At 63.4% G+C, this 22,900-nt stretch carries 25 protein-coding genes; 13 read left to right on the top strand and 12 right to left on the bottom strand.

Going from position 1 to position 22,900, the window contains the following annotated elements:
- Window positions 1–208: 208 nt before the first annotated feature.
- The 3 genes from VGO04_RS08045 to VGO04_RS08035 are packed head-to-tail and all read right to left on the bottom strand — an operon-like array spanning window position 209 to window position 2,731.
- On the bottom strand, window positions 209–1,570 hold the full coding sequence (locus VGO04_RS08045) for an ATP-binding protein (RefSeq protein WP_327495425.1): 1,362 nt from the start codon (window positions 1,568–1,570) through the stop codon (window positions 209–211).
- On the bottom strand, window positions 1,567–2,232 hold the full coding sequence (locus VGO04_RS08040) for a response regulator transcription factor (RefSeq protein WP_327495424.1): 666 nt from the start codon (window positions 2,230–2,232) through the stop codon (window positions 1,567–1,569). Before VGO04_RS08040 ends, VGO04_RS08045 begins: the two co-directional genes overlap by 4 nt.
- A 7-nt stretch (window positions 2,233–2,239) precedes the next feature.
- Entirely contained in the window at window positions 2,240–2,731 is a 492-nt protein-coding gene (locus tag VGO04_RS08035) for a hypothetical protein (protein WP_327495423.1), read from the bottom strand.
- 333 nt (window positions 2,732–3,064) lie between these two features.
- On the opposite strand from VGO04_RS08035, the gene VGO04_RS08030 reads away from it, so the two are divergent.
- Complete coding sequence (locus VGO04_RS08030; protein ID WP_327495422.1) at window positions 3,065–3,454, top strand: hypothetical protein; 390 nt, start codon at window positions 3,065–3,067, stop codon at window positions 3,452–3,454.
- A 245-nt stretch (window positions 3,455–3,699) separates the two neighbouring features.
- On the opposite strand, the gene infC is transcribed toward VGO04_RS08030, so the two are convergent.
- The gene (gene infC, locus VGO04_RS08025) at window positions 3,700–4,236 is read right to left on the bottom strand and encodes a translation initiation factor IF-3 (protein WP_083213674.1); all 537 of its coding nucleotides are present in this window, start codon (window positions 4,234–4,236) and stop codon (window positions 3,700–3,702) included.
- Between the two features lie 218 nt (window positions 4,237–4,454).
- Between infC and VGO04_RS08020 the strand changes: the two genes are divergently transcribed.
- Both VGO04_RS08020 and VGO04_RS08015 read left to right on the top strand, forming a co-directional pair.
- On the top strand, window positions 4,455–5,255 hold the full coding sequence (locus tag VGO04_RS08020; protein ID WP_327495421.1) for an alpha/beta hydrolase: 801 nt from the start codon (window positions 4,455–4,457) through the stop codon (window positions 5,253–5,255).
- 290 nt (window positions 5,256–5,545) lie between these two features.
- Window positions 5,546–6,166 (top strand): transglutaminase-like cysteine peptidase, encoded by a 621-nt coding sequence (locus VGO04_RS08015; RefSeq protein ID WP_327495420.1) that lies wholly within the window; start codon window positions 5,546–5,548, stop codon window positions 6,164–6,166.
- Window positions 6,167–6,239: 73 nt separating this feature from the next.
- On the opposite strand, the gene mbfA is transcribed toward VGO04_RS08015, so the two are convergent.
- Window positions 6,240–7,223, bottom strand: coding sequence for an iron exporter MbfA (gene mbfA, locus VGO04_RS08010; protein ID WP_327495419.1), 984 nt, complete (start codon window positions 7,221–7,223; stop codon window positions 6,240–6,242).
- A 164-nt stretch (window positions 7,224–7,387) separates the two neighbouring features.
- Between mbfA and VGO04_RS08005 the strand changes: the two genes are divergently transcribed.
- Window positions 7,388–8,218, top strand: a complete 831-nt coding sequence (locus tag VGO04_RS08005) for a lipo-like protein (RefSeq protein ID WP_327495418.1) — start codon at window positions 7,388–7,390, stop codon at window positions 8,216–8,218.
- Here VGO04_RS08005 and VGO04_RS08000 read toward each other — a convergent pair.
- Together VGO04_RS08000 and efp are read right to left on the bottom strand one after the other, a co-directional pair.
- Window positions 8,208–9,449, bottom strand: coding sequence for a cyclopropane-fatty-acyl-phospholipid synthase family protein (locus VGO04_RS08000; protein ID WP_327495417.1), 1,242 nt, complete (start codon window positions 9,447–9,449; stop codon window positions 8,208–8,210). The two genes, VGO04_RS08005 and VGO04_RS08000, sit on opposite strands and share 11 nt — an antisense overlap.
- Before the next feature lie 288 nt (window positions 9,450–9,737).
- Window positions 9,738–10,307, bottom strand: coding sequence for an elongation factor P (gene efp / locus VGO04_RS07995; RefSeq protein WP_327495416.1), 570 nt, complete (start codon window positions 10,305–10,307; stop codon window positions 9,738–9,740).
- Between the two features lie 160 nt (window positions 10,308–10,467).
- On the opposite strand from efp, the gene epmA reads away from it, so the two are divergent.
- The 6 genes from epmA (at window position 10,468) to VGO04_RS07965 (ending at window position 16,613) form a co-directional block, all read left to right on the top strand.
- Window positions 10,468–11,520, top strand: coding sequence for an EF-P lysine aminoacylase EpmA (gene epmA, locus VGO04_RS07990; protein WP_327495415.1), 1,053 nt, complete (start codon window positions 10,468–10,470; stop codon window positions 11,518–11,520).
- The gene (locus VGO04_RS07985) at window positions 11,517–12,569 is read left to right on the top strand and encodes a lysine-2,3-aminomutase-like protein (RefSeq protein WP_327495414.1); all 1,053 of its coding nucleotides are present in this window, start codon (window positions 11,517–11,519) and stop codon (window positions 12,567–12,569) included. The genes epmA and VGO04_RS07985 overlap by 4 nt, the downstream gene beginning before the upstream one ends.
- Before the next feature lie 210 nt (window positions 12,570–12,779).
- Window positions 12,780–13,211 carry a carboxymuconolactone decarboxylase family protein gene (locus VGO04_RS07980; RefSeq protein ID WP_327495413.1) on the top strand — a complete coding sequence of 144 codons (432 nt, stop codon included), beginning with the start codon at window positions 12,780–12,782 and terminating at the stop codon, window positions 13,209–13,211.
- Window position 13,212: 1 nt separating this feature from the next.
- The gene (sigJ, locus tag VGO04_RS07975; protein ID WP_327495412.1) at window positions 13,213–14,106 is read left to right on the top strand and encodes an RNA polymerase sigma factor SigJ; all 894 of its coding nucleotides are present in this window, start codon (window positions 13,213–13,215) and stop codon (window positions 14,104–14,106) included.
- Window positions 14,107–14,247: 141 nt separating this feature from the next.
- On the top strand, window positions 14,248–15,675 hold the full coding sequence (locus tag VGO04_RS07970; RefSeq protein WP_327495411.1) for an MFS transporter: 1,428 nt from the start codon (window positions 14,248–14,250) through the stop codon (window positions 15,673–15,675).
- Window positions 15,676–15,782: 107 nt separating this feature from the next.
- Window positions 15,783–16,613, top strand: coding sequence for a class I SAM-dependent methyltransferase (locus VGO04_RS07965; RefSeq protein ID WP_327495410.1), 831 nt, complete (start codon window positions 15,783–15,785; stop codon window positions 16,611–16,613).
- 119 nt (window positions 16,614–16,732) lie between these two features.
- On the opposite strand, the gene VGO04_RS07960 is transcribed toward VGO04_RS07965, so the two are convergent.
- Window positions 16,733–17,395 (bottom strand): OmpA family protein, encoded by a 663-nt coding sequence (locus VGO04_RS07960; protein ID WP_065773812.1) that lies wholly within the window; start codon window positions 17,393–17,395, stop codon window positions 16,733–16,735.
- 256 nt (window positions 17,396–17,651) lie between these two features.
- Between VGO04_RS07960 and VGO04_RS07955 the strand changes: the two genes are divergently transcribed.
- On the top strand, window positions 17,652–18,290 hold the full coding sequence (locus VGO04_RS07955; RefSeq protein ID WP_327495409.1) for an exopolysaccharide biosynthesis protein: 639 nt from the start codon (window positions 17,652–17,654) through the stop codon (window positions 18,288–18,290).
- Window positions 18,291–18,391: 101 nt separating this feature from the next.
- On the opposite strand, the gene VGO04_RS07950 is transcribed toward VGO04_RS07955, so the two are convergent.
- From VGO04_RS07950 to VGO04_RS07935, 4 genes are all read right to left on the bottom strand, one after another.
- Window positions 18,392–18,745, bottom strand: coding sequence for an antibiotic biosynthesis monooxygenase (locus VGO04_RS07950; RefSeq protein ID WP_327495408.1), 354 nt, complete (start codon window positions 18,743–18,745; stop codon window positions 18,392–18,394).
- Window positions 18,746–18,846: 101 nt separating this feature from the next.
- Complete coding sequence (locus tag VGO04_RS07945) at window positions 18,847–19,872, bottom strand: histone deacetylase family protein (RefSeq protein ID WP_327495407.1); 1,026 nt, start codon at window positions 19,870–19,872, stop codon at window positions 18,847–18,849.
- A gap of 277 nt (window positions 19,873–20,149) precedes the next feature.
- Complete coding sequence (locus tag VGO04_RS07940; RefSeq protein WP_327495406.1) at window positions 20,150–20,677, bottom strand: GNAT family N-acetyltransferase; 528 nt, start codon at window positions 20,675–20,677, stop codon at window positions 20,150–20,152.
- A gap of 2 nt (window positions 20,678–20,679) precedes the next feature.
- On the bottom strand, window positions 20,680–21,258 hold the full coding sequence (locus VGO04_RS07935) for an XRE family transcriptional regulator (protein WP_327495405.1): 579 nt from the start codon (window positions 21,256–21,258) through the stop codon (window positions 20,680–20,682).
- Window positions 21,259–21,466: 208 nt separating this feature from the next.
- On the opposite strand from VGO04_RS07935, the gene VGO04_RS07930 reads away from it, so the two are divergent.
- Together VGO04_RS07930 and VGO04_RS07925 are read left to right on the top strand one after the other, a co-directional pair.
- A complete protein-coding gene (locus VGO04_RS07930; RefSeq protein WP_327495404.1) occupies window positions 21,467–22,708 on the top strand; it encodes an MFS transporter in 1,242 nt (413 codons plus the stop codon).
- Window positions 22,709–22,778: 70 nt separating this feature from the next.
- Window positions 22,779–22,900: GTP-binding protein (locus VGO04_RS07925; RefSeq protein ID WP_414650521.1), on the top strand; the 122-nt coding region annotated here is incomplete at its 3' end.

Genomic DNA, 22,900 nt, shown 5'->3' with positions numbered 1-22,900 from the left:
TTCGTCTTCATCTTGGGCATTTTGCTACTCCATTGTTCTTAAGAATGCGAAACGGACAGACGAGGTCCATTTCCAGCGTTAAGAACGGCCACGGCATGCCCTGCCGGACCGTTCGGACGGGGGCTTATAACCGCACATCCGAAAAAGCGCAACTGGGGAATCAACGATCGCGCAAAGGCGGCGGCCGGCGCACGGGCTATGAACTGATCTATGCCGGTTCGCGCGGTCGGCGACGACGGGTGTGTACATCGAAAACCAGCGCCGCCTCAAGTCCACCAAGGGACGACCGGCCGAGCGAAAGGACCGCCCCATAGGCCTGAGCGATATCGGCGCTGATCGCCAGGCCCAGACCCGAGCCCGAGGCCGACCGGGCGTCTTTGCCGTGTGCCCCGCGGCGCATCACGTGCTCCCGGTCGCTCTCGACAACACCAGGGCCATCGTCACCGACCACAATCCTGACGCGGCCATCCTTTTCTTCAGCGGAAAGACGGATGCGCGCACGCGCCCATTTGGCGGCGTTGTCGAGGAGGTTGCCGAGACATTCGGCGAGATCGGCCGGATCGACGTCGAGTGAGATCGACGGATCGACATCGACCTCCCAGGCTACGCCGCGCTCGGCGGTTACCGGGCGCAAAACGTTGACCAGCTTGTTGCCGAGGAGAGCGATCGAGGTCGTCGCCATGCGCTCGACGCCCATGCGGGCGGCCTGAAGCTGGCGGTCGGCGCGCTGACGCACCAGATCGACCTGTTCAAGGGCAATGGCGCGCTGTTCCTCGGGCAGGCTCTCGGCAAGCTGCGCAAGCACGGTCAGCGGCGTCTTCAATCCATGGGCAAGGTCGCTGGCGCGGGCGCGGGCCTGCGTCAAGGCGATCTCGCGCTCGGCAAGCAGGAGGTTGATTTCACTGACGAGTGGCTGCACTTCGCTTGGGCCCGCTGAACCGAAGTCCCTCTCCTCTCCGGAACGAACGCGGGCTGCCCGCTCTTTCAGGCGCGCAAGCGGCGAGAGCCCGAGGGCGCCTTGCAGCACTGCCGCACCGGCAAGCACTGCAGCGGTCGCCAGCAGCATCAGCCGGATCTGGCCGTGGAAGGCAGACAGGGCATCGTCGAGCTCGCTGCGCGAAAAGCCCGCAGCAACGGAAAACCGCCGGGCATCCTTTCCATCGCCAAGCGTCAGGGATTGCTCGTGGACCAGGATCGGCGTCCCGTCCGGCCCTTCCACTTCGAGGAAACCCAGATAACCCGGCACCGAGGGCTGACGGATGTCGATAACCTTATCCCACAGAGAACGCGAGCGTATGGCAGCGCCGCTTTCGGGGCTGAGCTGCCAGTAGCGGCCGCCGGCCGGAAGGCTCAACCGCGGGTCGGCCGGCTCCCGCGGCAGCACGAACTCGCCGCCGCGGAGCCTCACCTGCGCGGCAATCGTGTCCACGAGCGTTGCCATTTCGGCGCGATAGCGACCGACGACGTAATCGGTGAAGACGCGGCTCAAGGAAAGCCACACCACCAAAAGCACCAGGCCGATGGCGACCGACGCGCCGACCGCGAGCCGCAGCCTCAGCGAGCGCATCATGCAGCGCCATCCGGCAGGACATAGCCGAAGCCGCGCCGGGTTTCGATGGCACCGCTTTCGGTTTTCTTGCGCAGGCGCCCGATCATCGCCTCGACGGCATTCTTGGCCGCATCGTCATCGCGCCCCTGAACGTGGCTCGCGAGCTCAAGCGGCGTGATCACTTCACCCTTGCGGGCGACAAGCAGCGCCAGCATGCGGTATTCGAGCGGGCTGAGCTCCAGTTGCTTGCCGTCGAAAGTGACGCGTCGGCTCGCTTCGTCGAGCGTGAAGCGACCGGCCGCGCGCACCGAAACCAGCCTGGGGCCGGCACGCCGCAGCAATGCTCTCATGCGCGCCAGCAGCTCTTCGGCACGAAAAGGCTTCGGCAGATAGTCGTCGGCACCGGCATCAAAGCCATCGACCCGCTCCATCCAGGAACCCCTCGCCGTCAGCACCAGGACCGGTGTCTCGAGCCCCGCCTGCCGCCAGCGCTTGAGGATCGAAAGCCCGTCCATGCCGGGCAGTCCGAGATCCAGGATGACCAGCGCATAATCGCCGTTTTCGCCGCGCTCCCAGATGTCGGGACCATGGGCAAGCGTATCGACGCCATAGCCTTCCGCCTCGAGCCTGGTTGCCACATGTGCTGCGATGTTGGGATCGTCCTCTGCCAGAAGAATCCGCATGCCACCCTCAAAAGCTGAAGATATTCATGAACTTGCCGGTTCGCGCATCGATGCGCAGGTTGCGGATGGTGCCTTGCCGGTCGCGGGTGCGCAGCCTGTAGATCTCGGCGCCGCCCGAACGCTTGAGATCGACCGCGATGATCGCACCATACTTGTCCTCGTCGACAAGCCGGAAAACATCCTTCAGCGAAAGGATGTCACCCCTTTCGACGCCGGCGCGCGCGCGCTCCTGGTCGCTCCGCCGGCCGCGGCCGCTCCCCTCTCGACCAACATCATCGTCATCATCCGCGTCGTCATCATCATCGTCGTCGTCGTCATCGTCGTCGTTACCATGACCGCTGCTCCCCGAGCCGCCACCATGGCCGCCACCGCCACCCGATCCGTCATCATCCGAATCATCGTCCTTGGCCAAGGCCGCCGAACCGCCCGGCTGCGGCGCAAGCGAAAGCAGCAGCGAGCAGCAAAAGAGCGCGATCAGGTTTCGTCGTGTCATCGCCATGGCTTCATCCAGTCGCACTTGCCTTTCGGTTCGGTTCCGCAACGCCGTTTCCCGGCGCGCCTCAGTCAAGACGACGTGCCCCCGTAAGCTTCGGACATCGATGGACCCGAACCTACGCCAGCCGTGACGACACGGCAACGCGCATACCCCGGCGCCGGGGTTGGCACAGGGGTATGCACTCGTTTGGTCGGCTGCCGGGCGGGCTGATGGCGACCGACCTTTGCTCCGGCGCATGGTGTGGGGCGAATGCGCCGGGGACATTGCGAAAGGTCAGGGCGCCGGGCGGATCGAGACGCTGGCGATCGGTCCCGGGTTTCGGTGGATATCGCTGTCGTGCGGCTCGACCGTCACGACCCGGACGCCGTGCTCGAATTCCACCTCGACCTCGAGCACGCGGCCAAGATTGTCGACCGCGATCAACGATCCGTTGCGCAGGCCGACAAGGCTCTCGTCGGAAACCCGCAATTCCATCTCGTGGGGGTCGCGCGCATCGTCAAAATGGTCGTCATCGTCATCGTCGCGCGCACCTGGCCCGCGATCGTCATCCTGGTCGTCATCATCATCATCATCATCATCATGGTCGCGATCGTTGCGGTCATGGTCGTCATGATCGTCATGATCGCGACCCGAACCGCCGGCGCCGTCGTGGCCATTGTCATCATCGTCGTCATCGGCGAGCGCTGCTATCGACAGGGGATGGTCGGCACCGTTCGCAATCAATGACAGGCCGAGAGGGGCCGACACCAGTCCGCAAACACTGGCGGCAGAAACGAGCAAAACCTTGCGTAACGCTGCGTACATATCTGTGGTCCTTCTCCTGATCTGCGTGAACACCCGGAGAATGGCAGCTGTCGCCTGACAGATCGCTGAGGGCGACTGTCAGCATTCTGTCAGGAAACGGCGAATGCCCCGACAACGAAAAAAGCCGCCCGGAAGGCGGCTTTCGTCAATTCGATTTTCGCGGTGGCTCAGCGCGGCGCCAGAACCATCATCATCTGGCGGCCTTCGAGCTTCGGCTCGGCCTCCACCTTGGCGATTGCCTGGGTGTCGTCCTTGACCTGGAGCAAGAGCTTCATGCCCAGTTCCTGGTGCGCCATTTCGCGACCGCGGAACTTCAGCGTCACCTTGACCTTGTCGCCGTCCTCGAAGAACCGGTTCATCGCCTTCATCTTCACGTCATAGTCATGCGTGTCGATGTTCGGGCGCATCTTGATTTCTTTGATTTCGACGATCTTCTGCTTCTTGCGCGCTTCGGCCGCCTTCTTCTGGTTGGCGTATTTCAGCTTGCCCAGATCGAGGATCTTGCACACCGGCGGTTCGGAGTTCGGTGCGATTTCTACCAGATCAAGACCGGCCTCTTCCGCCATGCGGAGCGCCTGGTCGATCGGGACGTTGCCGATGTTCTGGCCTTCGGCATCGATGAGCTGAACCCGGGGAACCCGGATTTCCTTGTTTGAGCGCGGCCCCTCCTTGACTGGGGCGTCCGCTTTGAACGGTCTGCGAATGGTCGTACTCTCCTCGAGCTGTTTCCAAAAATGTTGTTTAATTCGTTCGCCGGCGCGATCTCAAACGAAGCGCCTGAATGTCACCGACGGCAATGTGTGAATTGCGACGCCAGAGTCAATAGCACGGCTCGCAAGGAAAATCACCACCTGTCGATAGCAAGACGAATCTGTTTTAGAAAGACAATCGCCAACAAAACAGGCCTTTGGAGAGAACGGGCATGCAAAACACACCAGCCGAGACGGAAATCAGCTTCATCGAGGTCGGTGCCGATGCAGCGCAGCGTCCGATCGCGATGCGCGTGTGGCACCCGGAAAAGCCTTCCGGCCAGCCGACGCTCGTCTGGCTCGGCGGCTATCGCTCGGACATGACCGGCACCAAGGCGGTTGAGGTCGAGCGCTTCGCCATGGAGCGGGGTGCCGCCTGCGTCCGCTTCGACTATTCCGGGCACGGCTCGTCCGGCGGCGCCTTTACCGACGGCACGATTTCGCGCTGGCTGGAAGAAAGCCTTGCCGTTGTCGAGCGTGCGACGCAGGGACGCCTCGTGTTGATCGGCTCGTCCATGGGCTGCTGGATTGCGCTGCGGCTGATCCAGGAACTGAGAGCGCGCGGCCAAGGCGACCGCGTTGCCGGATTGGTGCTGATCGCGCCCGCGCCGGATTTCACGGCGGAACTGATCGAGCCCAACCTGACGGAAGCCGAAAGAACCTCGCTAGCCGAGCGCGGTTACTTCGAGGAACCCTCCGAATACAGCCCGGAGCCGAACATCTTCACCCGCGCATTGATCGAGGACGGCCGGGCCAACCGGGTGCTCGACGGAACGATCACCACGGGATGCCCGGTGCACATTCTGCAGGGCATGTGCGACCCCGACGTGCCCTACGCACACGCGCTTCGTCTGATGGAGCACCTGCCGTGCGACGACGTCGTCATGACGCTCATTCGCGATGGCGACCATCGCCTTTCGCGTGAAGAAGACATTGCTAAAATGAAACAGGCAATCGCCACGATGCTTGCCTGAGGCGGCGACAGCGTCCGCCTACCCCTTCTCGACCACCTTTCCTCCCGATGCGCCCATGCGCCGCACAACAGCTGCGGCGCAACGGCTTTGCGCGCGCCACGCCCCGACTTTAACCATAAAGTCCGATGCCGCCTTTGCGGCGATTGACTCCGCCGCCCTGACGTTATTAACTCTTTATTAACGATTAGAGCAGCGCTAGGGGACGACCTAAACAAGCTGACTTCAACTCAGGATTGCGCGAATACGTCCGGACACGAAGAGCCCGGCATACCGCGTCGCAGGGGATTTGTATGGCGTCTTGGACTGGGGTTAAGGGAAGTATCGCGGCTCTCTGCGCACTTTTCATTTCAGCAAACACGGCAATCCCGGCGCAGGCGGGTTCCTCTCCCTGGATGCAGACCGGATCGGCGACCTCGCAGCCGATCGGACATTACGAATTCTGCCAGAAATACAAGAGCGAATGCAACGTGCGCTCCAAGGGCACGGTTGCCCCGCGCGTGACGGAACGCGGCTGGGCCACGATCCGGCAGGTAAATGCTTCGGTCAATCGCGAGATCATGCCGGTCACCGACTTGGAACTGCACGGCAGGGATGAGGTCTGGTCCTATCCCGATGGCGCCGGTGACTGCGAAGACTTCGTTCTCGAGAAGCGCAAGCGCCTGATGCAGAAGGGTTTCTCTGCCAGCGACCTGCTGATCACCGTGGTCCGCAAGCCCGACGGCGAAGGTCATGCGGTTCTGACCGTGCGCACCTCGCAGGGCGACTTCGTTCTCGACAACCTCGAAAACGGCGTCAAGCTCTGGACGCATACGCCCTACCGCTACCTGAAGCGTCAGGCAGCAAACCACAGCGGCCGCTGGGTCACCATCGAGAACGGCGCGGAAATCGTCGTCGGCTCGGTCGGCAACTGACTGCAAAGCTAAGAAGAGCGTTTCTGAGAAGGGCCGGTCGAACCGGCCCTTTTTCGTTTCCGTTGCTCGCCCGTCACGCGTTGCCGATCAGGATGCCCGCCGCCAGCACCAGGCCACCGCCGAGAACCACCTGGAATGCGGCGCGCAGGAACGGCGTTTCCATGTAGCGGTTCTGGATAAAGGCGATCGCCCAGAGTTCGAAGAACACGATCACAGCCGCCGTGACGGTCGCCGTCCAGAAATGCGGGATCAGATAGGGCAGCGCATGGCCGAGGCCGCCGAGCGCCGTCATGATGCCGGAAGCAAGGCCACGCTTGATCGGGGAGCCGCGACCGGAAAGCTTGCCATCGTCGTGAGCGGCTTCCGTAAAGCCCATGGAAATGCCGGCACCGACGGAGGCCGAGAGGCCGACCAGGAACGTCTGCCAGGTATCCTGTGTGGCGAAGGCGGCGGCAAAGATCGGCGCAAGCGTCGAGACCGAGCCATCCATCAGCCCGGCGAGACCGGGCTGAACATAGGTCAGGATGAACTGGCGGCGGGACGTCTGCTCTTCCTCCTCGCGCACGTCCTCTGGCGTATGCTTCTCGCCGAGCCGGCGGGCGAGCGACTCGTGCGATTTCTCGGCGATTGCGAGGTCACCGAGAAGTTTGCGGGTCGCCGCATCCTGGGTTCTCGCGGCCGCCTGGACATAAAAGCGGTGCGCAGTCTCCTCCATCGCCTCGGCCTCTTCGCGCGCCTTTTCGATCGGCATTTCGGCAATCAGCCAATCGGGCTTGCGGTCGGGAAAATCGCGGACATGCTCGCGCCGGATGAGCGGGATGCGATTGCCGAACCGGGCCACATGCAGGTCGATCAACCATTGCCTGTGGTGGCTCTCCTCCTCCGCCATCTCCTCGAACACTTTTGCCGAGTGCGGATACTGCTCGCGAAGCGCATCGGCATAGGCGAGGTAGATGCGTCCGTCGTCCTCTTCCGAGGAGATGGCGAGCGCCAGGATTTCCTGTTCGCTCAGGGAAAGAAACGGGCGCTTGGACCGGGAAAAAAGGCGGGAAAACATTGGGAGGAAACCTTCTTTAGAATAATTCTAAAATAGAAAGCCGATCTGTCGGCGTCAAGGCCAAAGCCATGCAATCATGCAACAATTCCTCGACAGAGTGTCGCGGCTCAGCCACCATGAGGCCGCCCATTACCCCTCTTTCCCCTCCCGGAGCAATCGCCTCGATGAGGACCATCTATTCGCTTTCCGAAAGCAGCGACACGTTTCTGGATCGCCTTGGCGCCAGGCTCGCCGCGCGCCTGCAGACCCAGACCTTGGGCTATGAGCCCTACACGCCTTCCGATCAGGAAACGCTTGCGCGCACGCTCCGGCCGGGCGACGTGCTGTTGATCGAGGGCAACCAGAAGGTTTCCGCGGCGATCAAATATCTGACCCAGTCGACCTGGTCGCACGCCGCCTTCTTCGCCGGCGACCAGATGCCGCTGACGCTCGATCAGGCGACTCTGCCGGTGATCGAGCGTCCGCAGCTGATCGAGGTCAATATCGGCGAAGGCTGCGTCGCGGTGCCCTTGAAGAAGTACGCCTCGTTCAACACCCGCATCTGCCGGCCGATTGCGCTGACGCCCGACGACCGCACCGCCCTGGTCGGTTTCATGATCTCGCGGCTCGGGTTGAAATACGACCTGAAGAACATTCTCGACATGCTACGCTATTTCATGCCGACGCCGCCCGTTCCCGTACGCTGGCGCCGCCGCCTGCTGGCCTTCGGCTCCGGCGATCCGACGCGGGCGATCTGCTCGACGCTGATCGCGGCCGCCTTCGAGCAGATCCGCTACCCGATCCTGCCCGAGGTCACCCGGGCGCCCGGCCGGGCGGCGGCCACCTCGACCTATTCACGCGAGGAAATTCTGCACATCCGGCATCACTCGCTTTATACGCCGCGGGATTTCGACCTTTCGCCGTTCTTCGCCATCGTCAAGCCGACGCTCGAATTCGGCTTCGACTACAAGCGTCTGCGCTGGCAGGGCGATGGCGAACCAACGTTCAAAGGCTGAGCGAGAGGGACTGCTCGCGCGCGATGAAGTCGCGCTGGCGATCGGTGATGTAGTCGCGCACGATCGGCGCGGCATCGCGCGAGCGCGACAGCTGCATATGAAAGACGAGCTGGCTGCCGGTGCGGAACATCATCTCCGCACTGATCAGGTAGAACTCCCACATGCGGGCAAAGCGTTCGTCATAAAGCGCGATCACCTTGTCGCGGTTGGCCTCGAAGCGTGCGCCCCAATGGGCAAGCGTGGTCGCATAGTGGACCCGCAGGAACTCGAGATCCGTCACCCAAAGACTGTTGCGCTCGACGACCTCGAAAACCTCAGACAGCGCCGGCGAATAGGCGCCTGGAAAGATGTATTTCCGGAGCCACGAGCTCGCCATGCCGGGCGGGCTCATGTGGCCGATCGAATGCAGCACGGCGAGACCGTCGTCGGGCATCAGCGCGTTCAGTTTCTTGAAGAACTCATCGTAGTGATGCACGCCGACATGCTCGAACATGCCGACCGAGACGATGCGGTCAAACGGGCCCTGGACGTCGCGATAATCCTTCAGTTCGAAGCGCACCCGATCCGACAGCCCGGCCGCGCGAGCGCGCTCGGAGGCGAGCGCCTGCTGCTCCTTCGAAAGCGTGACGCCGAGAACCTGGACGTCTGCGAGCTGCGCCAGGTACAGCGCCAGATCGCCCCAGCCACAACCGATGTCGAGCACCTTCATGCCCGGCTCCAGGCAGAGCTTGGAAGCAAGCAGCCGCAGTTTGTTGCGCTGGGCTGTTTCGAGCGTTTCGTCCGGCGCTCGGAAATAGGCGCAGGAGTAGAGCATGTTCTCGTCGAGGAACAGTTTGTAGAATTCGTTGCCGAGGTCGTAGTGGTGCGCGACGTTCTCTTGCGCCTTGCCCTTGGGATTGGCCTGCTGGCGCTTGCGGAAGCGCATTTTCACCGCGCGCAGGACTTTCTGGATCGGGTAGGAGCCTAGCGACAGGCGGTTGATCGAAAACAGCGTCAGGAAGTCCCGGAGGGTCGACCCCTCCTCGAAGCGCATGGTGCCGTCCATATAGGCTTCGCCGGCGGCGAGCTCCGCGTTGAAGACGAGGCTGCGATAGAGCTTCTTGTCGGTGAGCCGCATCGTCACTTCGGGTCCCGGCGTGCCGGCAAAGACATGGCGCTTGCCGTCGGCGTCGATCACCGTCAGGCGGCCCTTGCGAATGAACGACTTCATCATATGCGACAATGGGAACATGCAGGCCCTCTCGTAACAAACCGTCGTATCAGCGGCCGCATCCTAGCACCCGATTTTCGAAATGCTCCCCTAAATTTGCGGTTGCCGACCGGACCTTCTACCGCTTGCAGGCTCATCGATTTCGACTGGCCGGCGCCCCGCCTCGGCGTTTGGAAATGCCGCGTGGCGTTACCCGCAAATCGTCGGCGATCGATGAAGTGGCGCCGAAGAAACGACAACGGGGACGGCAGGTTGAACCTGCCGTCCCCGTTGAATGCGATCATAAATCGCGGCGTTCCTTGAACCAGATCAGTCCTTGGCGCGCTCAACGTAGGAGCCGTCCTCGGTCGCGATAACGACGCGGGTACCGGCCTGGATGTGCGGCGGAACGAGCGTGCGAACGCCGTTCGACAGAACCGCCGGCTTGTAGGACGACGAAGCCGTCTGGCCCTTGACGACCGGTTCGGTCTCGGTGATTTCGAGCGTCACGTGGCGCGGCAGGTCGATGGCGATCGCCAGGCCTTCGTGGATCGAAAGAATGACGGCCATGCCTTCCTGCAGGTAGGCCTTGAGATCGCCGATGTCGTCGGTGGTCATGACCAGCTGGTCATAGCTCTCCGGGTTCATGAAGTGGAAGCCTTCGGCGTCTTCGTAAAGGAAGGTGTGCTCGCGGTCTTCGACGAAGGCGCGCTCGACCTGCTCGGTCGTGCGGTAGCGCTCGGAGACCTTCACGCCGTCGGAGATGCGGCGCATGTCGACCTGGGTGACCGGCGTGCCCTTGCCCGGGTGGAAGTTCTGGGCAGTAAGCACGACATAGAGCTTGCCGTCGACGTCGAGAACGTTGCCCTTACGGACAGATGAAGCGATGACCTTGACCATTAGTCTTCCTTGTAACAGAGGTATGCGCGACACGGCGGGTCGCAGATACAGACCCTGAAGGACGCGGAAAGAAGGATTTCGCGCCGCCACTACCCTAATTTCGCGCAAATAGCCAGCCTGAGCCGGCATCTGCGCAAAGAAAGCCTGGACTGAACCGACCATGCCGCATGCCTCACCCTGGTGGACACCGCATGTCCATGCCGACCGGCGCCCGTTTCTTCTCGGCCGCAACCGGATCCAATCGGCGTTGCGCCGGTTCTTCGAGGAACGCGACTTCATCGAGGTCGATACGGCGACGCTGCAGATCTCGCCCGGCAACGAGGCACATCTGCATGCCTTCACGACGGAGGCGCTCAATCACGATGGCTCCGGCCATCCGCTCTACCTGCACACCTCGCCGGAGTTTGCCTGCAAGAAGCTGCTTGCGGCCGGCGAAGAGCGCATCGCCTGCTTCGCCCATGTCTACCGCAACCGCGAGCGCGGGCCGCTGCATCACCCCGAATTCACCATGCTCGAATGGTACCGTGCCGGCGAAAGCTACGAGGCGCTGATGCGTGACTGCGCAGAGATCCTGGCGCTGGCGGCGGAAACCACCGGTACGACGCAGTTCATCTACCAGGGTGAGAGCTGCGATCCCTTCGCCACGCCGGAGCGACTGAGCGTCGCGGAAGCCTTCGAGCGCTTTGCCGGTATCGACCTGATGGCCTCGATCGCGACCAACGGCGAGACCGACCGCGATCGCCTTGCGCAAGCAATGACGACGGCGGGGCTCCGGGTTGCGTCCGACGACACCTGGGCCGACCTTTTCAGCCGCGTCCTCGTCGAAAAGGTCGAGCCGCATCTCGGCTTTGGCCGTGCGACGATCCTCGACGAATATCCGACGGCCGAAGCCGCACTTGCGCGTCCAGCCGCGCGCGACCGGCGCGTCGCCGAGCGTTTCGAGCTCTATGCCTGCGGCGTCGAGCTTGCCAATGCTTTCGGCGAACTGACGGACGCGGCCGAGCAGCGCCGGCGTTTCGAGATGGAAATGACCGAGAAGGCCCGTGTCTACGGCGAGACCTATCCGCTCGACGAGGATTTTCTGGCTGCGCTCGCGGTCATGCCCGAAGCAAGCGGCATCGCACTCGGCTTCGACCGGCTGGTGATGCTGGCAACCGGCGCTTCGCGCATCGACCAGGTGCTCTGGGCACCGGTGGCGGAGACGCAACCGTGAACGTTCATCGCCCGATCAAGACCGCACGCGAACTCGTCGAGACAGGCCTCATCGACAGCGCCGCAGAGCCCGCAGTCGCTGCGGTTGCCGAGCGCTATGCGGTTGCGATCAGCCCCGCCATCGCTAACCTGATCGACGCGAACGACCCGACGGACCCGATCGCGCGGCAGTTCGTGCCGGATGCCGCCGAACTGTTGCTCTTGCCGGAAGAGCGCGAGGACCCGATCGGCGACAAGCCGCATAGCCCCGTCACCGGCATCGTGCACCGATATCCGGACCGCGTGCTCTTAAAGGCCGTGCATGTCTGCCCGGTCTATTGCCGCTTCTGCTTCCGCCGCGAAATGGTCGGGCCGCAGGGGCTTGGCACGCTGACGCCTGCCGAACTCGACGCGGCGATCGCTTATATCGCAGAGCACGAGGAAATCTGGGAAGTCATCCTCACAGGCGGCGATCCGCTGGTGCTGTCGCCGCGGCGGCTCGCCGAGCTTATGGAGCGGCTGAAGCCGATCGCGCATGTGAAGATCGTCCGCTTCCACACGCGCGTGCCCGTGGTCGAGCCGTCGCGCATCGATGCGGCACTGATCGAGGCACTCAAAGCCAGCGGCAAGGCGACCTATGTGGCGCTCCACGCCAATCATCCGCGTGAACTGACGGACGACGCGCGCGCCGCCTCGGCGCGGCTCATCGATGCCGGCATCGTCATGGTCAGCCAGTCGGTGCTGCTCAAAGGGGTCAACGATGATGCCGACGTGCTCGCCAGCCTGATGCGCGCCTTCGTCGAAACGCGGATCAAGCCCTATTACCTGCACCACCCGGATCTGGCGCCCGGCACCAGCCACTTCCGCCTGACGATCGAGGAAGGCCAGGCGCTGGTCTCGGCGCTCCGCGGCCGGGTCTCGGGCCTCTGCCAGCCGACCTATATTCTCGATATTCCCGGCGGACACGGCAAGGCGGTGATCAGCGCGGCCACGATCGCGGCCGAGGGCGGCGGTTGCTACACGGTCACCGATTTTCGCGGCGGCGAACATAGCTACCCGCCGAAGGCCTAGAGCGTCCTTTGTGCGTTCGAAGGAACGCACGACGCTCTAGTGCTCCGCCAAAAAATCTCCACCATTCAACCTATTGAAACTCCTTCAAAATATTCGGGTGATGCATTTCTCCTGGCGTTCCGCGAGAAAAATCGCGCAAGGCGCGTCACAGCCGTCCGGCGTCAATCGTCAACTGGTCATAGGCACCACAACAACGATGGAGTTGAGACCATGACCGATACGAAAGCCGTCCGCTACGAGCAGGAAATCCCCGATGTGCTCGGCGCGCTCGCCGACGTGCACAAGACCATGGACCTGCACGGCCTCGACCGGACCATTCACAACCTGGTGCAGCTTCGCGCCTCTCAGATCAACCGCTGCGGCTTCTGCGTGAAGATGCATACCAAGGAATCGCGCACGGAAGGCGAAAGCAACGAGCGGCTCGATCGCATCATCGTCTGGGACCAGGTCAATGATTTCACACCGCGTGAGAAGGCGGCCCTTGCCTGGACCGAAGCCTTGACCGAACTCGAGCCGCGCACCGATTTCGGCCCCCTTCGCGCCGAGTTGCGCCAGCACTTCAGCGAAAAGGAGATCAGCGTCATCACCGCGACGGTGGCGATGATCAACCTTTGGAACCGCGTCCAAATTTCGAGGCACTGACATGAACGACCGGCAGCATATGCAGATCTTCGAGGAGGCGCGCCCGCGCCTTCTCGGCCTTGCCTACCGCATCCTCGGCTCGCGCGCGGACGCGGAGGATGCGGTGCAGGACACGTTCCTGAAATGGCAGGAAGTCGACCGTGCCTCGATCGAAACGCCGGCAGCCTGGCTGACGACCGCCTGCACCCGGCGCTGCCTCGATCTGTTGAAGGCCGCACATCGCAAGCGTGTCGACTATGTCGGCGCGTGGCTGCCCGAGCCGATCCACACGGCGAGCGACGACAATGCCGAGGAGAAGCTGGCGCTGACCTCGTCGCTGACGACGGCGTTCCTGCTGATGCTGGAACGGCTGACGCCGAAGGAGCGTGCTGCCTACCTGCTGCACGAGATCTTCGGCCAGCCCTATGAGGAAGTGGCCGAAACGCTCGACATGCAGGAGACCGCTGCCCGCAAGCTGGTGTCGCGTGCCAAGACCAACATCGGGCTCGAAAAGGCCCGGCATCAGACACCGCGCGAACGTCAGGACGAGCTGTTGTCGGCCTTTCACCAGGCAATCCATGGCGGCAACGTCACCTCGCTCTCGGCGCTGTTGTCGGCCGAAGTGAAGCTGACCGCCGACGGCGGCGGTAAGGTCGCGACCGTGCTCGGCGTGCTCTCGGGCAAGGAGACGGTGCTCGCCTTCATCATCGACCGGCTCACCGAGTACTGGGCGCACTACGTCTGGGAAATCGGCGACATCAACGGCGGCCGCGGCATCGTGCTCCGGGACGAGGCGAAAAACGAGATCGCAGCGACGGTTGCCTTCGGTTATGACGGCGACGGAAACGTCGACGACATCTTCATCATGCGCAACCCGGACAAGCTTACGCATCTTGGCGAGGCTGCGCTCCACTGACAAATCGGCGCTGCGCGCGAACGCGATCTGCCACGCGGGGCCATCCTCGCGCAGGGCGGCTGCAGCTTGCGCGCGGTGTTGCGAACAACCCAAAGGTCCGGTGCGCGCGTTCGCGTCCGGCCGCCCGCATGAGGTTCAAACATGCTTGAGAAAACACCCGCCCCCCAACCGGAAACCGGCTGGCGCGCACTCCTATCAGGTGGAAATGCCGTGCATTCGCTGATCCTTAGCGGCGGCGTCGCGCTGCATGCGCTCAACATCTACGTCGTCACGACGATCATGCCGTCGATCGTGCGTGAGATCGGCGGACTTGAGTACTACGCCTGGAGCACGACGGTCTTCGTCGCCGCCTCCATTCTTGGCGCCGCCCTTTCGGCACGCCTGCTCGGTATTGCCGGCGCCGGCGGGGCCTATGCGATCGGGGCTCTCGTTTTCGGCCTCGGCACGCTCGCATGCGCCGTGGCCCCGTCCATGGCGGTGCTGCTTGCCGGCCGCGCGATCCAGGGTTTTGGTGGCGGCCTGCTCTACGCGCTTGCCTATGGCGTCATCCGCCAGGTCTTCCGGCCGGAGCTTTGGACCCGCGCTATCGGCCTGATCTCGGCCACCTGGGGAACGGCGACCTTGATCGGCCCCGCCGTTGGCGGCATGTTCGCCGAGTTTGCAGACTGGCGCGCTGCCTTCTGGTCTCTGCTGCCCTTGACGGCATTGCTTGCGGCCCTCGCATTTTCGACGCTGCCGCGCAAGGCAACCGGCGAAGAAGGACGCACACCCCTGCCCCTCTTGCAACTCCTGCTGCTCGTCGGCATTGTTCTGGCGCTTTCGATCGCGAGCACGCTGAAGACCACCATTGAACAGCTCGGCTGCGTCGGCGGCGCGCTCCTCATGTTCCTCGTCCTGTTGCTCGTCGAGCGGCGCGGCACCGGAAAGCTCCTGCCGTCCGGAAGCTTCACACCCGCCTCCCCGCTTGCCGCCCTTTATGCTACGATCACCCTGCTGATGATCGGCCTGCAGCCGGAGATTTACGTGCCGTACCTGCTGCAGGAGTTGCATGACCTGTCGCCGCTCTTAGCCGGCTACATTGCCGCGCTGATGTCGATCGGCTGGACGGCAGGCTCGATGACGAGTGCCCATTGGCATGGCGAACGGGCGAAACGGACGATCTTTGCGGGTCCGGCCTTCGGCTTCGTCGGACTTGCCCTGATCGCCGTGTTCATGCCGATGATGGCAGCGGATTTCCTGGTCATTGCCGCGCCGCTTTGCTTCGGCATCATCGCGGTCGGTTTCGGCATGGGGTTTGCCTGGCCGCACATCGTCACCGCAGTCTACGAGTTTGCGGCTGACGGAGAAGCGGAGAAGGCCTCGAGTTCGATTACCACGGTGCAGCTCTTTGCCGCCGCACTCGGAGCAGCACTGGCCGGGTTGACCGCCAACCTCGCCGGCATCGAAACGCCCACGCAAGAAGGCGTGGCAACGGCGACGTCCTGGCTTTTCTGGCTGTTCGCGCTGATGCCGGCGCTGGCCATACTGACCGCCGGGCGCGTGTGGCGGGCAAGGCGCAAGACCGCCTAGGTCGGGGTGAAAAATGCAATGGCCCGCCCGGGACGGCGGGCCTGCAACTCTGATGGCAGCGGCAGATTTCGCGCGTCGGACAAACGGCGCGCCATCGGGAGGAGACGATGGAAGCCGACGAGATCGGTCTTCGCGGCGTGCAGGAGACGCTGCTGGTGACGCTCCGGGCAAAGGCCGCGGAGAGCGCGCTGCCCGATTCCCTGCTTAAGGATCACTTTGCCGCCGATCTTGTGCGCAGGCTCAATGGCCGGACCAGGGCGCCCAGTGTGGGCCACGACATGACCATCGGCATAGCCGTGCGCGCTTACATGCTCGATCGATGGACGCGCGCCTTCATTCAGCGATACCCGGATGCCGTCGTGCTCAATCTCGGCTGCGGGCTCGACACCCGGGTGCTGCGGCTCGATCCGCCGCCTCGCGTTGCCTGGTTCGATATCGACTTTCCTGACGTGATCGCCTTGCGGCAGAACCTCTTTGCCGATCGCGCCGGCTGCACGACCATTGCGTCGTCGATCACCGAACGGGCGTGGATCGACCGCATCCCGGACGACAGGGCGACGATCGTTGTTGCCGAAGGCGTCCTGCCCTATCTGAGTGAGCAGGAAGTGCGGGATCTTCTGCGACGGCTCACGTCCTGTCTTTCCGGCGGCGAGATCGTCTTTGATGCCTATAGCCGCCTCGGCATCGAGATCCTCAGGTACAACCCGTCCCTTCGGGCAACAGGCGCAGAATTCCGCTGGGGCATGGAGGATGCGCGCGCGCTTGAGCGCGACTTGCCCGGCCTGACGCTGCTTGAGGAAATCAGCCAATACGATGCCGGTCAGGTTGCCCGCCTGTCGCCGATGGCGAGAATTGCCGCCCATGTGGTCAGCAGCTTGCCGATGCTGCGCCGCCTGGGGCGCCTGTTGCGCTATCGTTTCTCCGGCACAGCCGCCTAGATCGATCTCGCCCCGCGCGCAGGATGAGAGACGCGCTCACTCTCCGGACCAGACAGCGGACGCAAAAGGGCCGCGCCTTGCGGCGCGGCCCTTCAAATTGCGCGATGACGTTTGACCAATCAGGCCTTGATCGGCGCGATCGAGATTTCGACGCGGCGGTTCTGCGCGCGGCCGGCTTCCGATCCGTTGGAGGCGATCGGACGCTCCTTGCCGTAGCCCATGGCCGACATGCGACGCTGGTCGACGCCCTGGCTTGCCAGGTAGTTGGCAACGGAAGCTGCGCGGCGCTCGGAGAGGCCCTGGTTGTAGGAGGCACTGCCGGTCGCGTCGGTGTGGCCATCGACGTCGATCATCGTCTTGTTGAACTTGCGCAGAACGATCGCGACCGAGTTCAGCGTGTCGTAGAAGGCCGGGATCACCTGGTCGCGATCGGTCGCAAAGGTGATGTTGGACGGCATGTTGAGGATGATGCGGTCGCCGGCGCGGGTGACCGAAACGCCGGTGCCCTGCAGCTGGGCGCGCAGTTCGGCTTCCTGGTTGTCCATGTAGTTGCCGATCAGACCGCCACCGAGACCACCGATCGCGGCGCCGACGAGGGCCGAGTCGCGCCGTCCCGCAGCACTGCCGCCGACGAGCAGACCGGTCGCGGCACCGAGGCCTGCGCCGATCAGCGCGCCACCGGCCGTGTTCGACATCTTCTGTTCACCCGTGTAGGGATCGGTGGTGGTGCATCCCGAAAGATAGATGGCCGCAACAGCCAGAATGGCGCATTTCTTGATCATGGAATCAGTTGTCCCCATTGGTGCTCGAAGTTGCTTCATACTACTGATTGCGGCAGGAAGATGAAGAGATGTCCCATTCACGCCACGGTTTGCGGGCAATTGCCGCTGCTCCCACGGTTGGCGTGCTGATCGGGTCACACAATAACCGATCCTTCACACGACCTTGATAGGACGGACACCCTGGAGCTGGACGAGGAACTTGCTGCGCGGGTTTCCGCCCCGTCCCGCCGATTGAGAAGAAATGAGGCATTATCCGATGGCAATCGAGTTCGGCGACACGCAACGCAGTCTCAGCGACACGCTCAACGGCATGATTGCCTCCATTCGCGGCGAGACGATTACCCTTCGTGAACTGATGACCGAGATCGGCGAACAGGGCTTTCTGCTGCTTTGTGCGCTGCTGACGCTGCCCTTCCTTTTGCCGGTGTCGATCCCCGGTGTCAGCACCGTCTTCGGCGCGGCGATCATCCTGATCTCCGTCTCGGTCACGCTCAACCGGCTGCCCTGGATGCCGCAGCGCATTCTCGACCGCCGGATCGAGACCGAGAAACTGGTGCCGACGCTGCAAAAAGGCGCGGATCTCGTTTCCAAACTCGACCGCTACGTCCGCCCGCGGCTTGGGTTTCTGACGCAGGGAGCGCTGATGAACCGCTTCAACGGGCTGATGATCATGGCGGGCGGCGTGCTGCTGATGTTTCCGCTCGGCCTGATCCCGCTGTCGAACACCCTGCCGGGGATCGCGATCCTGCTTCTCTCGCTCGGCATCATCCAGCGCGACGGGCTGATGGTCGCCGGCGGCTATCTCTTCCTGGTCGCAACGACCGTCTACTTCACGGTGCTCGCCTACATGGCCTTTGCTGCCGGACAGGGCCTGTCGACGTTCTTCGTTTCCTGACGCGCGCTCGCATCTGGCGCATGGAGCGGCCCGGCACTTGCCGGGCCTTTTCGTTTCAATTCTCGGTCATTGCGCAATTCCGGACTGAAAACCGTTGCGCGCTAGGCGGCCAGACCGCCGAAAGCCCGGTAGCTGGCAAAATCCGTGCGAATGCCGAGCGTCTTCATCAACGCTTCGCGGTCGAGGCCGAGCTGGCGGTCATAATCGACGAGAGCTGCGGCGACCTTCGGCGCGACGTCGGCGCTCGCAAACTCGATCATGGTGATGAAGTCGAACTGGCCGGGACCGGCATGCTGCTCCAGGAACAGGTCCTTTACGTAACCGTCCTGCTTGCGGATGACCGCGAGCGTCTTGTCGACGAGTTCGACGAACTGCTGCCGCGCTTCCAGCGGCACGGTGTACTTGTTGATGCGGTAAAGCGGCGCCACGACGGCCGGCTTCGATTGGCTGCTCATTGCTCTTTTCCTCTTCATCTCTCTTGAACAGGAGCAGTCGTACGACCTCAAGTAAAGTTGAGGTCAATAGAGGTGATCGCGCTTTTTCTCGTGCAGACGCGTCAGCTTGAAAGGCCCTTCAACACATTGGCAACATTGAGCCCGATTTCGGGCACCCCGTAGCCGCCCTCCATGCAGATGACGACCGGCAGGCCCGTGCGCTTCAGCGCCTCGCCCATGCGAATGTAGTCCTCGGACGTCAGCCGGAAGAACGAGATTGGGTCGCGCTCGAAGGTATCGACGCCGAGCGAGACAACCAGCGCCTCGGCGCCGAAGGCTTCGACGCGTGCAAGCGCGTCGGCCATGGCCGCCGACCAGACATCGAAGCCGGTGCGACGCGGCAAGGGGTAGTTCTTCGTGGTGCCCAGCCCATGGCCGGCGCCCTCCTCATCGGCAAAACCGAGAAAATACGGGAAGGCATCAACCGGATCGCCGTGCAACGAGGCGAAATAGACGTCACCGCGTTCATAGAAGATATCCTGGGTGCCGTTGCCGTGGTGGAAATCGACATCGAGCACCGCCACCTTGGCGGCGCCGTGATCCCTCAGGCGCTGGGCGGCGCAGGCGGCATTGTTGATGAAGGAATAGCCGCCATAGAGATCGATTGCCGCGTGGTGGCCGGGCGGACGGCAGAGCGCAAAGGCGTTGCCGTTGCCGGCGTGGACGTGATCAGCGGCCGAAAGCGCGCAGTCCATCGCGGCGCGTGCGGCGGCATAGGTGCCCTCAGTGATCGCCGTTTCCGCCGCAAAGGAATAGTAGCCGAGGGCGCCGTCGATATCCCTGGGCGGGTGCTGGCGCATGCGCCTGGCCGGAAAGCAGGTCGCGATCGCCTCGCCGCGATAGCCATCGGCGACCCAGCGCGACCAGGCGGTTTCAAGGAAATCGAGATAGTCGGCCGAGTGCAGCTTGAGCGCGATCTCGAGACCGTGACGCTCGGGTGCTGCGACGTCATGGAAGCCCGCCTCCTTCACCGCCGCCAAGATCCACTCGGCACGAAACGGCGCCTCGAAGGGTGCCACCAGTTCACCACCGAAGAGTTCGGTTCTGGCGTCGCGAAGCTTGTGGTCTTCGGAATAGTAGATGCGCATGGGAAGGTCCTGAGAAGGCAAGAAGAGTGCGGCTAGCCTATCCAAGCATGCGAGCTTGGCAACATTGGGGGATGCCCTGGATCCGACCGGTGAGGGCCTTGCCCCTCATCCGCCTACCGGCACCTTCTCCCCGCAAGCGGGGCGAAGGAACGTCCCGGCACGCTACGGCGCCCAATCCCCCTCTCACCGCCCGCGGGGAGAGGGGCGGGGTGAGAGGCCGTCACGGCGACATGAGGTGGCAGTCACCGCCGCGAACGTATCGCACCAACGACGCTCGCTAGGCCGCGATCCGCTTGTAGAAAAACGTCGTCGCGCAGAGGCCGCCCTCCGGCCACATGGCATAGTCGGGGATGACCCCAACGCGTTCCCAGCCGAGGCGGGGATAGATCGCCTCGGCCTCGCTGCCGGTTGCGGTGTCGAGCACCAGCAGCGTCTTGCCGCGCGTCGCCGCTTCACGCTCGACCGCCTCCATCAGCCGGCGCGCCAGACCCTTGCCGCGCGCGGCGCGATGCACCAGCAGCTTCTTGAGGTCGCCGCGATGCGGCTGGTTCGGCATCTGCGCGACACCGACCTGCACGGTGCCGAGGACACGTCCCTCCACTTCCGCCACCATCAACAGCGTATCGCCGGCCGCGACCGCCCCGGCGACGCCCTGCCAATAGCCATGCGCGCTTTCCGGCGGGTACGGCTGCATGAAACCGACCGACGCGCCGCCCTCGACGCAATCGGACAGCACGTCCGAAAGCGCTGGGATGGCGGTCACGGCCTCGTTCTCATCAAGCAGGCGGATCTGAATTTCGGACATGGTCAAACCTTGGTGCGGCAGAGGACGACGGCGTAGTGAGCCGGCTCATCGTGCGGATTGTGAAAGATGTGGCCCGCCTCCAGGCCCATGAACAGGCAGTCGCCGGCCTCCAGCGAATGTGAGCCAGATCCGGTCGTGAGTTCCAGCCGCCCCGAGAACAGCCAGAGGTGCTGCGTGATGCCCCGATCCGAAGGCTGTCGCTCGAAGACGACGCGGGCGCCCGGCGGAAACTCGACTTCGACGATATCGACCGGAGATCCTAGCCCATCCGGCGAAACGGAGCGGCGCAGATAGCCGGATTCAGGGTCGCGCCAGAGGCGTTGATCGGCGCGCCTTGCCACGGGCGACGCCTCCTTTGTCTCGAAGGCAAAGAGCGCCGAGAGCGTGGTCGAGAGCGCGCTGCAGAGCTTGGCGAGAAGCTGGGCCGTCGGGCTCGCCTCGCCGCGCTCGATGCGCGAGATCATCGCGCGGCTGACGCCGGAACTGGCGGCAAGTTCGTCGAGTGTGAGGGCCTGCTCCGTGCGCAGCGCCCGGATGCGCTCGCCGATGGCATGTTCAAGTGGGTCGATTGCGTTTTCCATTATTTGAGATTGCATTTCTCATATAATGGAGTCAAGCGTGTTGAAGACTGAAAATACGGGCATACGATGCCGCATTGGCGACAGCGCGACATTGGTCTTTCCGCTATGGTGGCGCCGTTACCGCCGAAAACGAGAAATGCTTACGCTTCAATACTTTAGATAGTTCTCACTCTTCGCGCCCTGCGCGGACCCCATTGACAGGTTGGTCATGACCAAACAGCCCTCCTCGCTGACCTCGATCGCCAGCATCGTCGCCTCGATGACGGCGGTCGCGATCGGCAACGGCATGATGCTCGCCTATGTGCCTTTCGCGCTGACGCGTTCCGACGCGCCGGACTGGGTACCGGGCGCGGCGGTGACGATGATCGCCTTTGGCGGCCTGGTCGGTTGCGTCATTGCCGGGCCGATGATCCGCCGCGTCGGCCATGCCCGTGCGTTCTCGTGCTCGATGGCGCTCGTCATCCTCTCGGCCCTGGCGATCGCACTTGGCATGCACCCGCTGGTCTGGGTGCTTGCCCGCGGCCTTTATGGCGCATCCGGCAACACCAACTTCATCATCGCCCAGAGCTGGCTCAACCATGCGAGTGAGAATCACTGGCGCGGCAAGGCCATGGCGCTGTTCTACATGGCCTATGTCATAGGCCTTGGCACCGGCGCCTGGCTGTTCGGGCAGATCCCGGCGGACGGCAACCTGCCGCCGCTCGTCACCATCTTCTTCACCGCGCTGGCGCTCCTGCCGATCGGACTGACGCGGCTGCCGACGCCGCCGGCGCCGGCCAAGGTCAGCATCGATATTCCCATGGTCTGGCGGAATTCGCCTGTCGCCTTCATCGGCGTGCTGGCGGCCGGCGGCCTGTCGATGGTGGTTCAGGGCTTCACGCCGATCTATGCCGCCGCCAACAATGTCAGCCAGGGCGACGTCGCCAACCTGATGTTCGTCATGCAGTTCGGGCTGATCGCCATTCAGTATCCGATGGGAACGCTGTCTGACCGGATCGACCGCCGCCTCGTCTTGATCGGCACCTGCCTCTTGATCCTTGCTGCCGGCTTCTTCGCTCTCTCGGCCTCGTTCAGCAATCTGATCCTTCTAATGCTTGTCTTCGCGCTCTTTGCAGGTGCTGTCGAGACCGTCTATTCGATCGCCAATGCGCACGCCAACGACCGCACCGACCCGGCCGATTTCGTGCCGCTGGCGAGCACCATGCTCGTCGCCTGGTCGGCCGCAGCAACGGTGGTGCCGCTGCTGGTGACGTTGCTGATGCCGGCCTTTGGACCGCGCACCTTCATCTATGCGGCGATGGTGGTTGCAGCGCTCTACGCGCTCTTCGTGCTGGCGCGCCTCAGGAAACGGGACGAGGTTCCGGTGGCCGAGCGCGAGAGCTTCGAGATCAGGAGCGCGCAGGTGCCCAACGCCGGCGCTCTCGTTGAAGCAGAGGCGAGCGCCGAATAGCCCGATTTATAGTGAACGAAGCCTTCATTTCCCGCTTTGCGGCGGTTGAACGCACTGCTATATGCGGCCCATGAGCACAACATCTTCGAAAACGCCCCTTTCGCATATCCGCAACTTCTCGATCGTGGCCCACATCGACCACGGCAAGTCGACGCTTGCCGACCGGCTGATCCAGTCCACCGGCGGCCTCGC

Origin of the sequence: Ensifer sp., from assembly GCF_035999185.1 — a bacterium.
In the GTDB taxonomy this organism is placed as follows: Bacteria; Pseudomonadota; Alphaproteobacteria; order Rhizobiales; family Rhizobiaceae; genus Ensifer.
This window is presented reverse-complemented; position numbering and strand designations above follow the sequence as displayed.

Excerpts from the sequence above, each read along its gene's own strand:
- VGO04_RS08045 (WP_327495425.1), bottom strand. The coding sequence starts at position 1,570 with ATGATGCGCTCGCTGAGGCTGCGGCTCGCGGTCGGCGCGTCGGTCGCC.
- VGO04_RS08040 (WP_327495424.1), bottom strand. The coding sequence starts at position 2,232 with ATGCGGATTCTTCTGGCAGAGGACGATCCCAACATCGCAGCACATGTG.
- VGO04_RS08035 (WP_327495423.1), bottom strand. The coding sequence starts at position 2,731 with ATGGCGATGACACGACGAAACCTGATCGCGCTCTTTTGCTGCTCGCTG.
- VGO04_RS08020 (WP_327495421.1), top strand. The coding sequence starts at position 4,455 with ATGCAAAACACACCAGCCGAGACGGAAATCAGCTTCATCGAGGTCGGT.
- VGO04_RS08015 (WP_327495420.1), top strand. The coding sequence starts at position 5,546 with ATGGCGTCTTGGACTGGGGTTAAGGGAAGTATCGCGGCTCTCTGCGCA.
- mbfA (WP_327495419.1), bottom strand. The coding sequence starts at position 7,223 with ATGTTTTCCCGCCTTTTTTCCCGGTCCAAGCGCCCGTTTCTTTCCCTG.
- VGO04_RS08005 (WP_327495418.1), top strand. The coding sequence starts at position 7,388 with ATGAGGACCATCTATTCGCTTTCCGAAAGCAGCGACACGTTTCTGGAT.
- VGO04_RS08000 (WP_327495417.1), bottom strand. The coding sequence starts at position 9,449 with ATGTTCCCATTGTCGCATATGATGAAGTCGTTCATTCGCAAGGGCCGC.
- efp (WP_327495416.1), bottom strand. The coding sequence starts at position 10,307 with ATGGTCAAGGTCATCGCTTCATCTGTCCGTAAGGGCAACGTTCTCGAC.
- epmA (WP_327495415.1), top strand. The coding sequence starts at position 10,468 with ATGCCGCATGCCTCACCCTGGTGGACACCGCATGTCCATGCCGACCGG.
- VGO04_RS07980 (WP_327495413.1), top strand. The coding sequence starts at position 12,780 with ATGACCGATACGAAAGCCGTCCGCTACGAGCAGGAAATCCCCGATGTG.
- sigJ (WP_327495412.1), top strand. The coding sequence starts at position 13,213 with ATGAACGACCGGCAGCATATGCAGATCTTCGAGGAGGCGCGCCCGCGC.
- VGO04_RS07970 (WP_327495411.1), top strand. The coding sequence starts at position 14,248 with ATGCTTGAGAAAACACCCGCCCCCCAACCGGAAACCGGCTGGCGCGCA.
- VGO04_RS07965 (WP_327495410.1), top strand. The coding sequence starts at position 15,783 with ATGGAAGCCGACGAGATCGGTCTTCGCGGCGTGCAGGAGACGCTGCTG.
- VGO04_RS07960 (WP_065773812.1), bottom strand. The coding sequence starts at position 17,395 with ATGATCAAGAAATGCGCCATTCTGGCTGTTGCGGCCATCTATCTTTCG.
- VGO04_RS07955 (WP_327495409.1), top strand. The coding sequence starts at position 17,652 with ATGGCAATCGAGTTCGGCGACACGCAACGCAGTCTCAGCGACACGCTC.
- VGO04_RS07950 (WP_327495408.1), bottom strand. The coding sequence starts at position 18,745 with ATGAGCAGCCAATCGAAGCCGGCCGTCGTGGCGCCGCTTTACCGCATC.
- VGO04_RS07945 (WP_327495407.1), bottom strand. The coding sequence starts at position 19,872 with ATGCGCATCTACTATTCCGAAGACCACAAGCTTCGCGACGCCAGAACC.
- VGO04_RS07940 (WP_327495406.1), bottom strand. The coding sequence starts at position 20,677 with ATGTCCGAAATTCAGATCCGCCTGCTTGATGAGAACGAGGCCGTGACC.
- VGO04_RS07935 (WP_327495405.1), bottom strand. The coding sequence starts at position 21,258 with ATGGAAAACGCAATCGACCCACTTGAACATGCCATCGGCGAGCGCATC.
- VGO04_RS07930 (WP_327495404.1), top strand. The coding sequence starts at position 21,467 with ATGACCAAACAGCCCTCCTCGCTGACCTCGATCGCCAGCATCGTCGCC.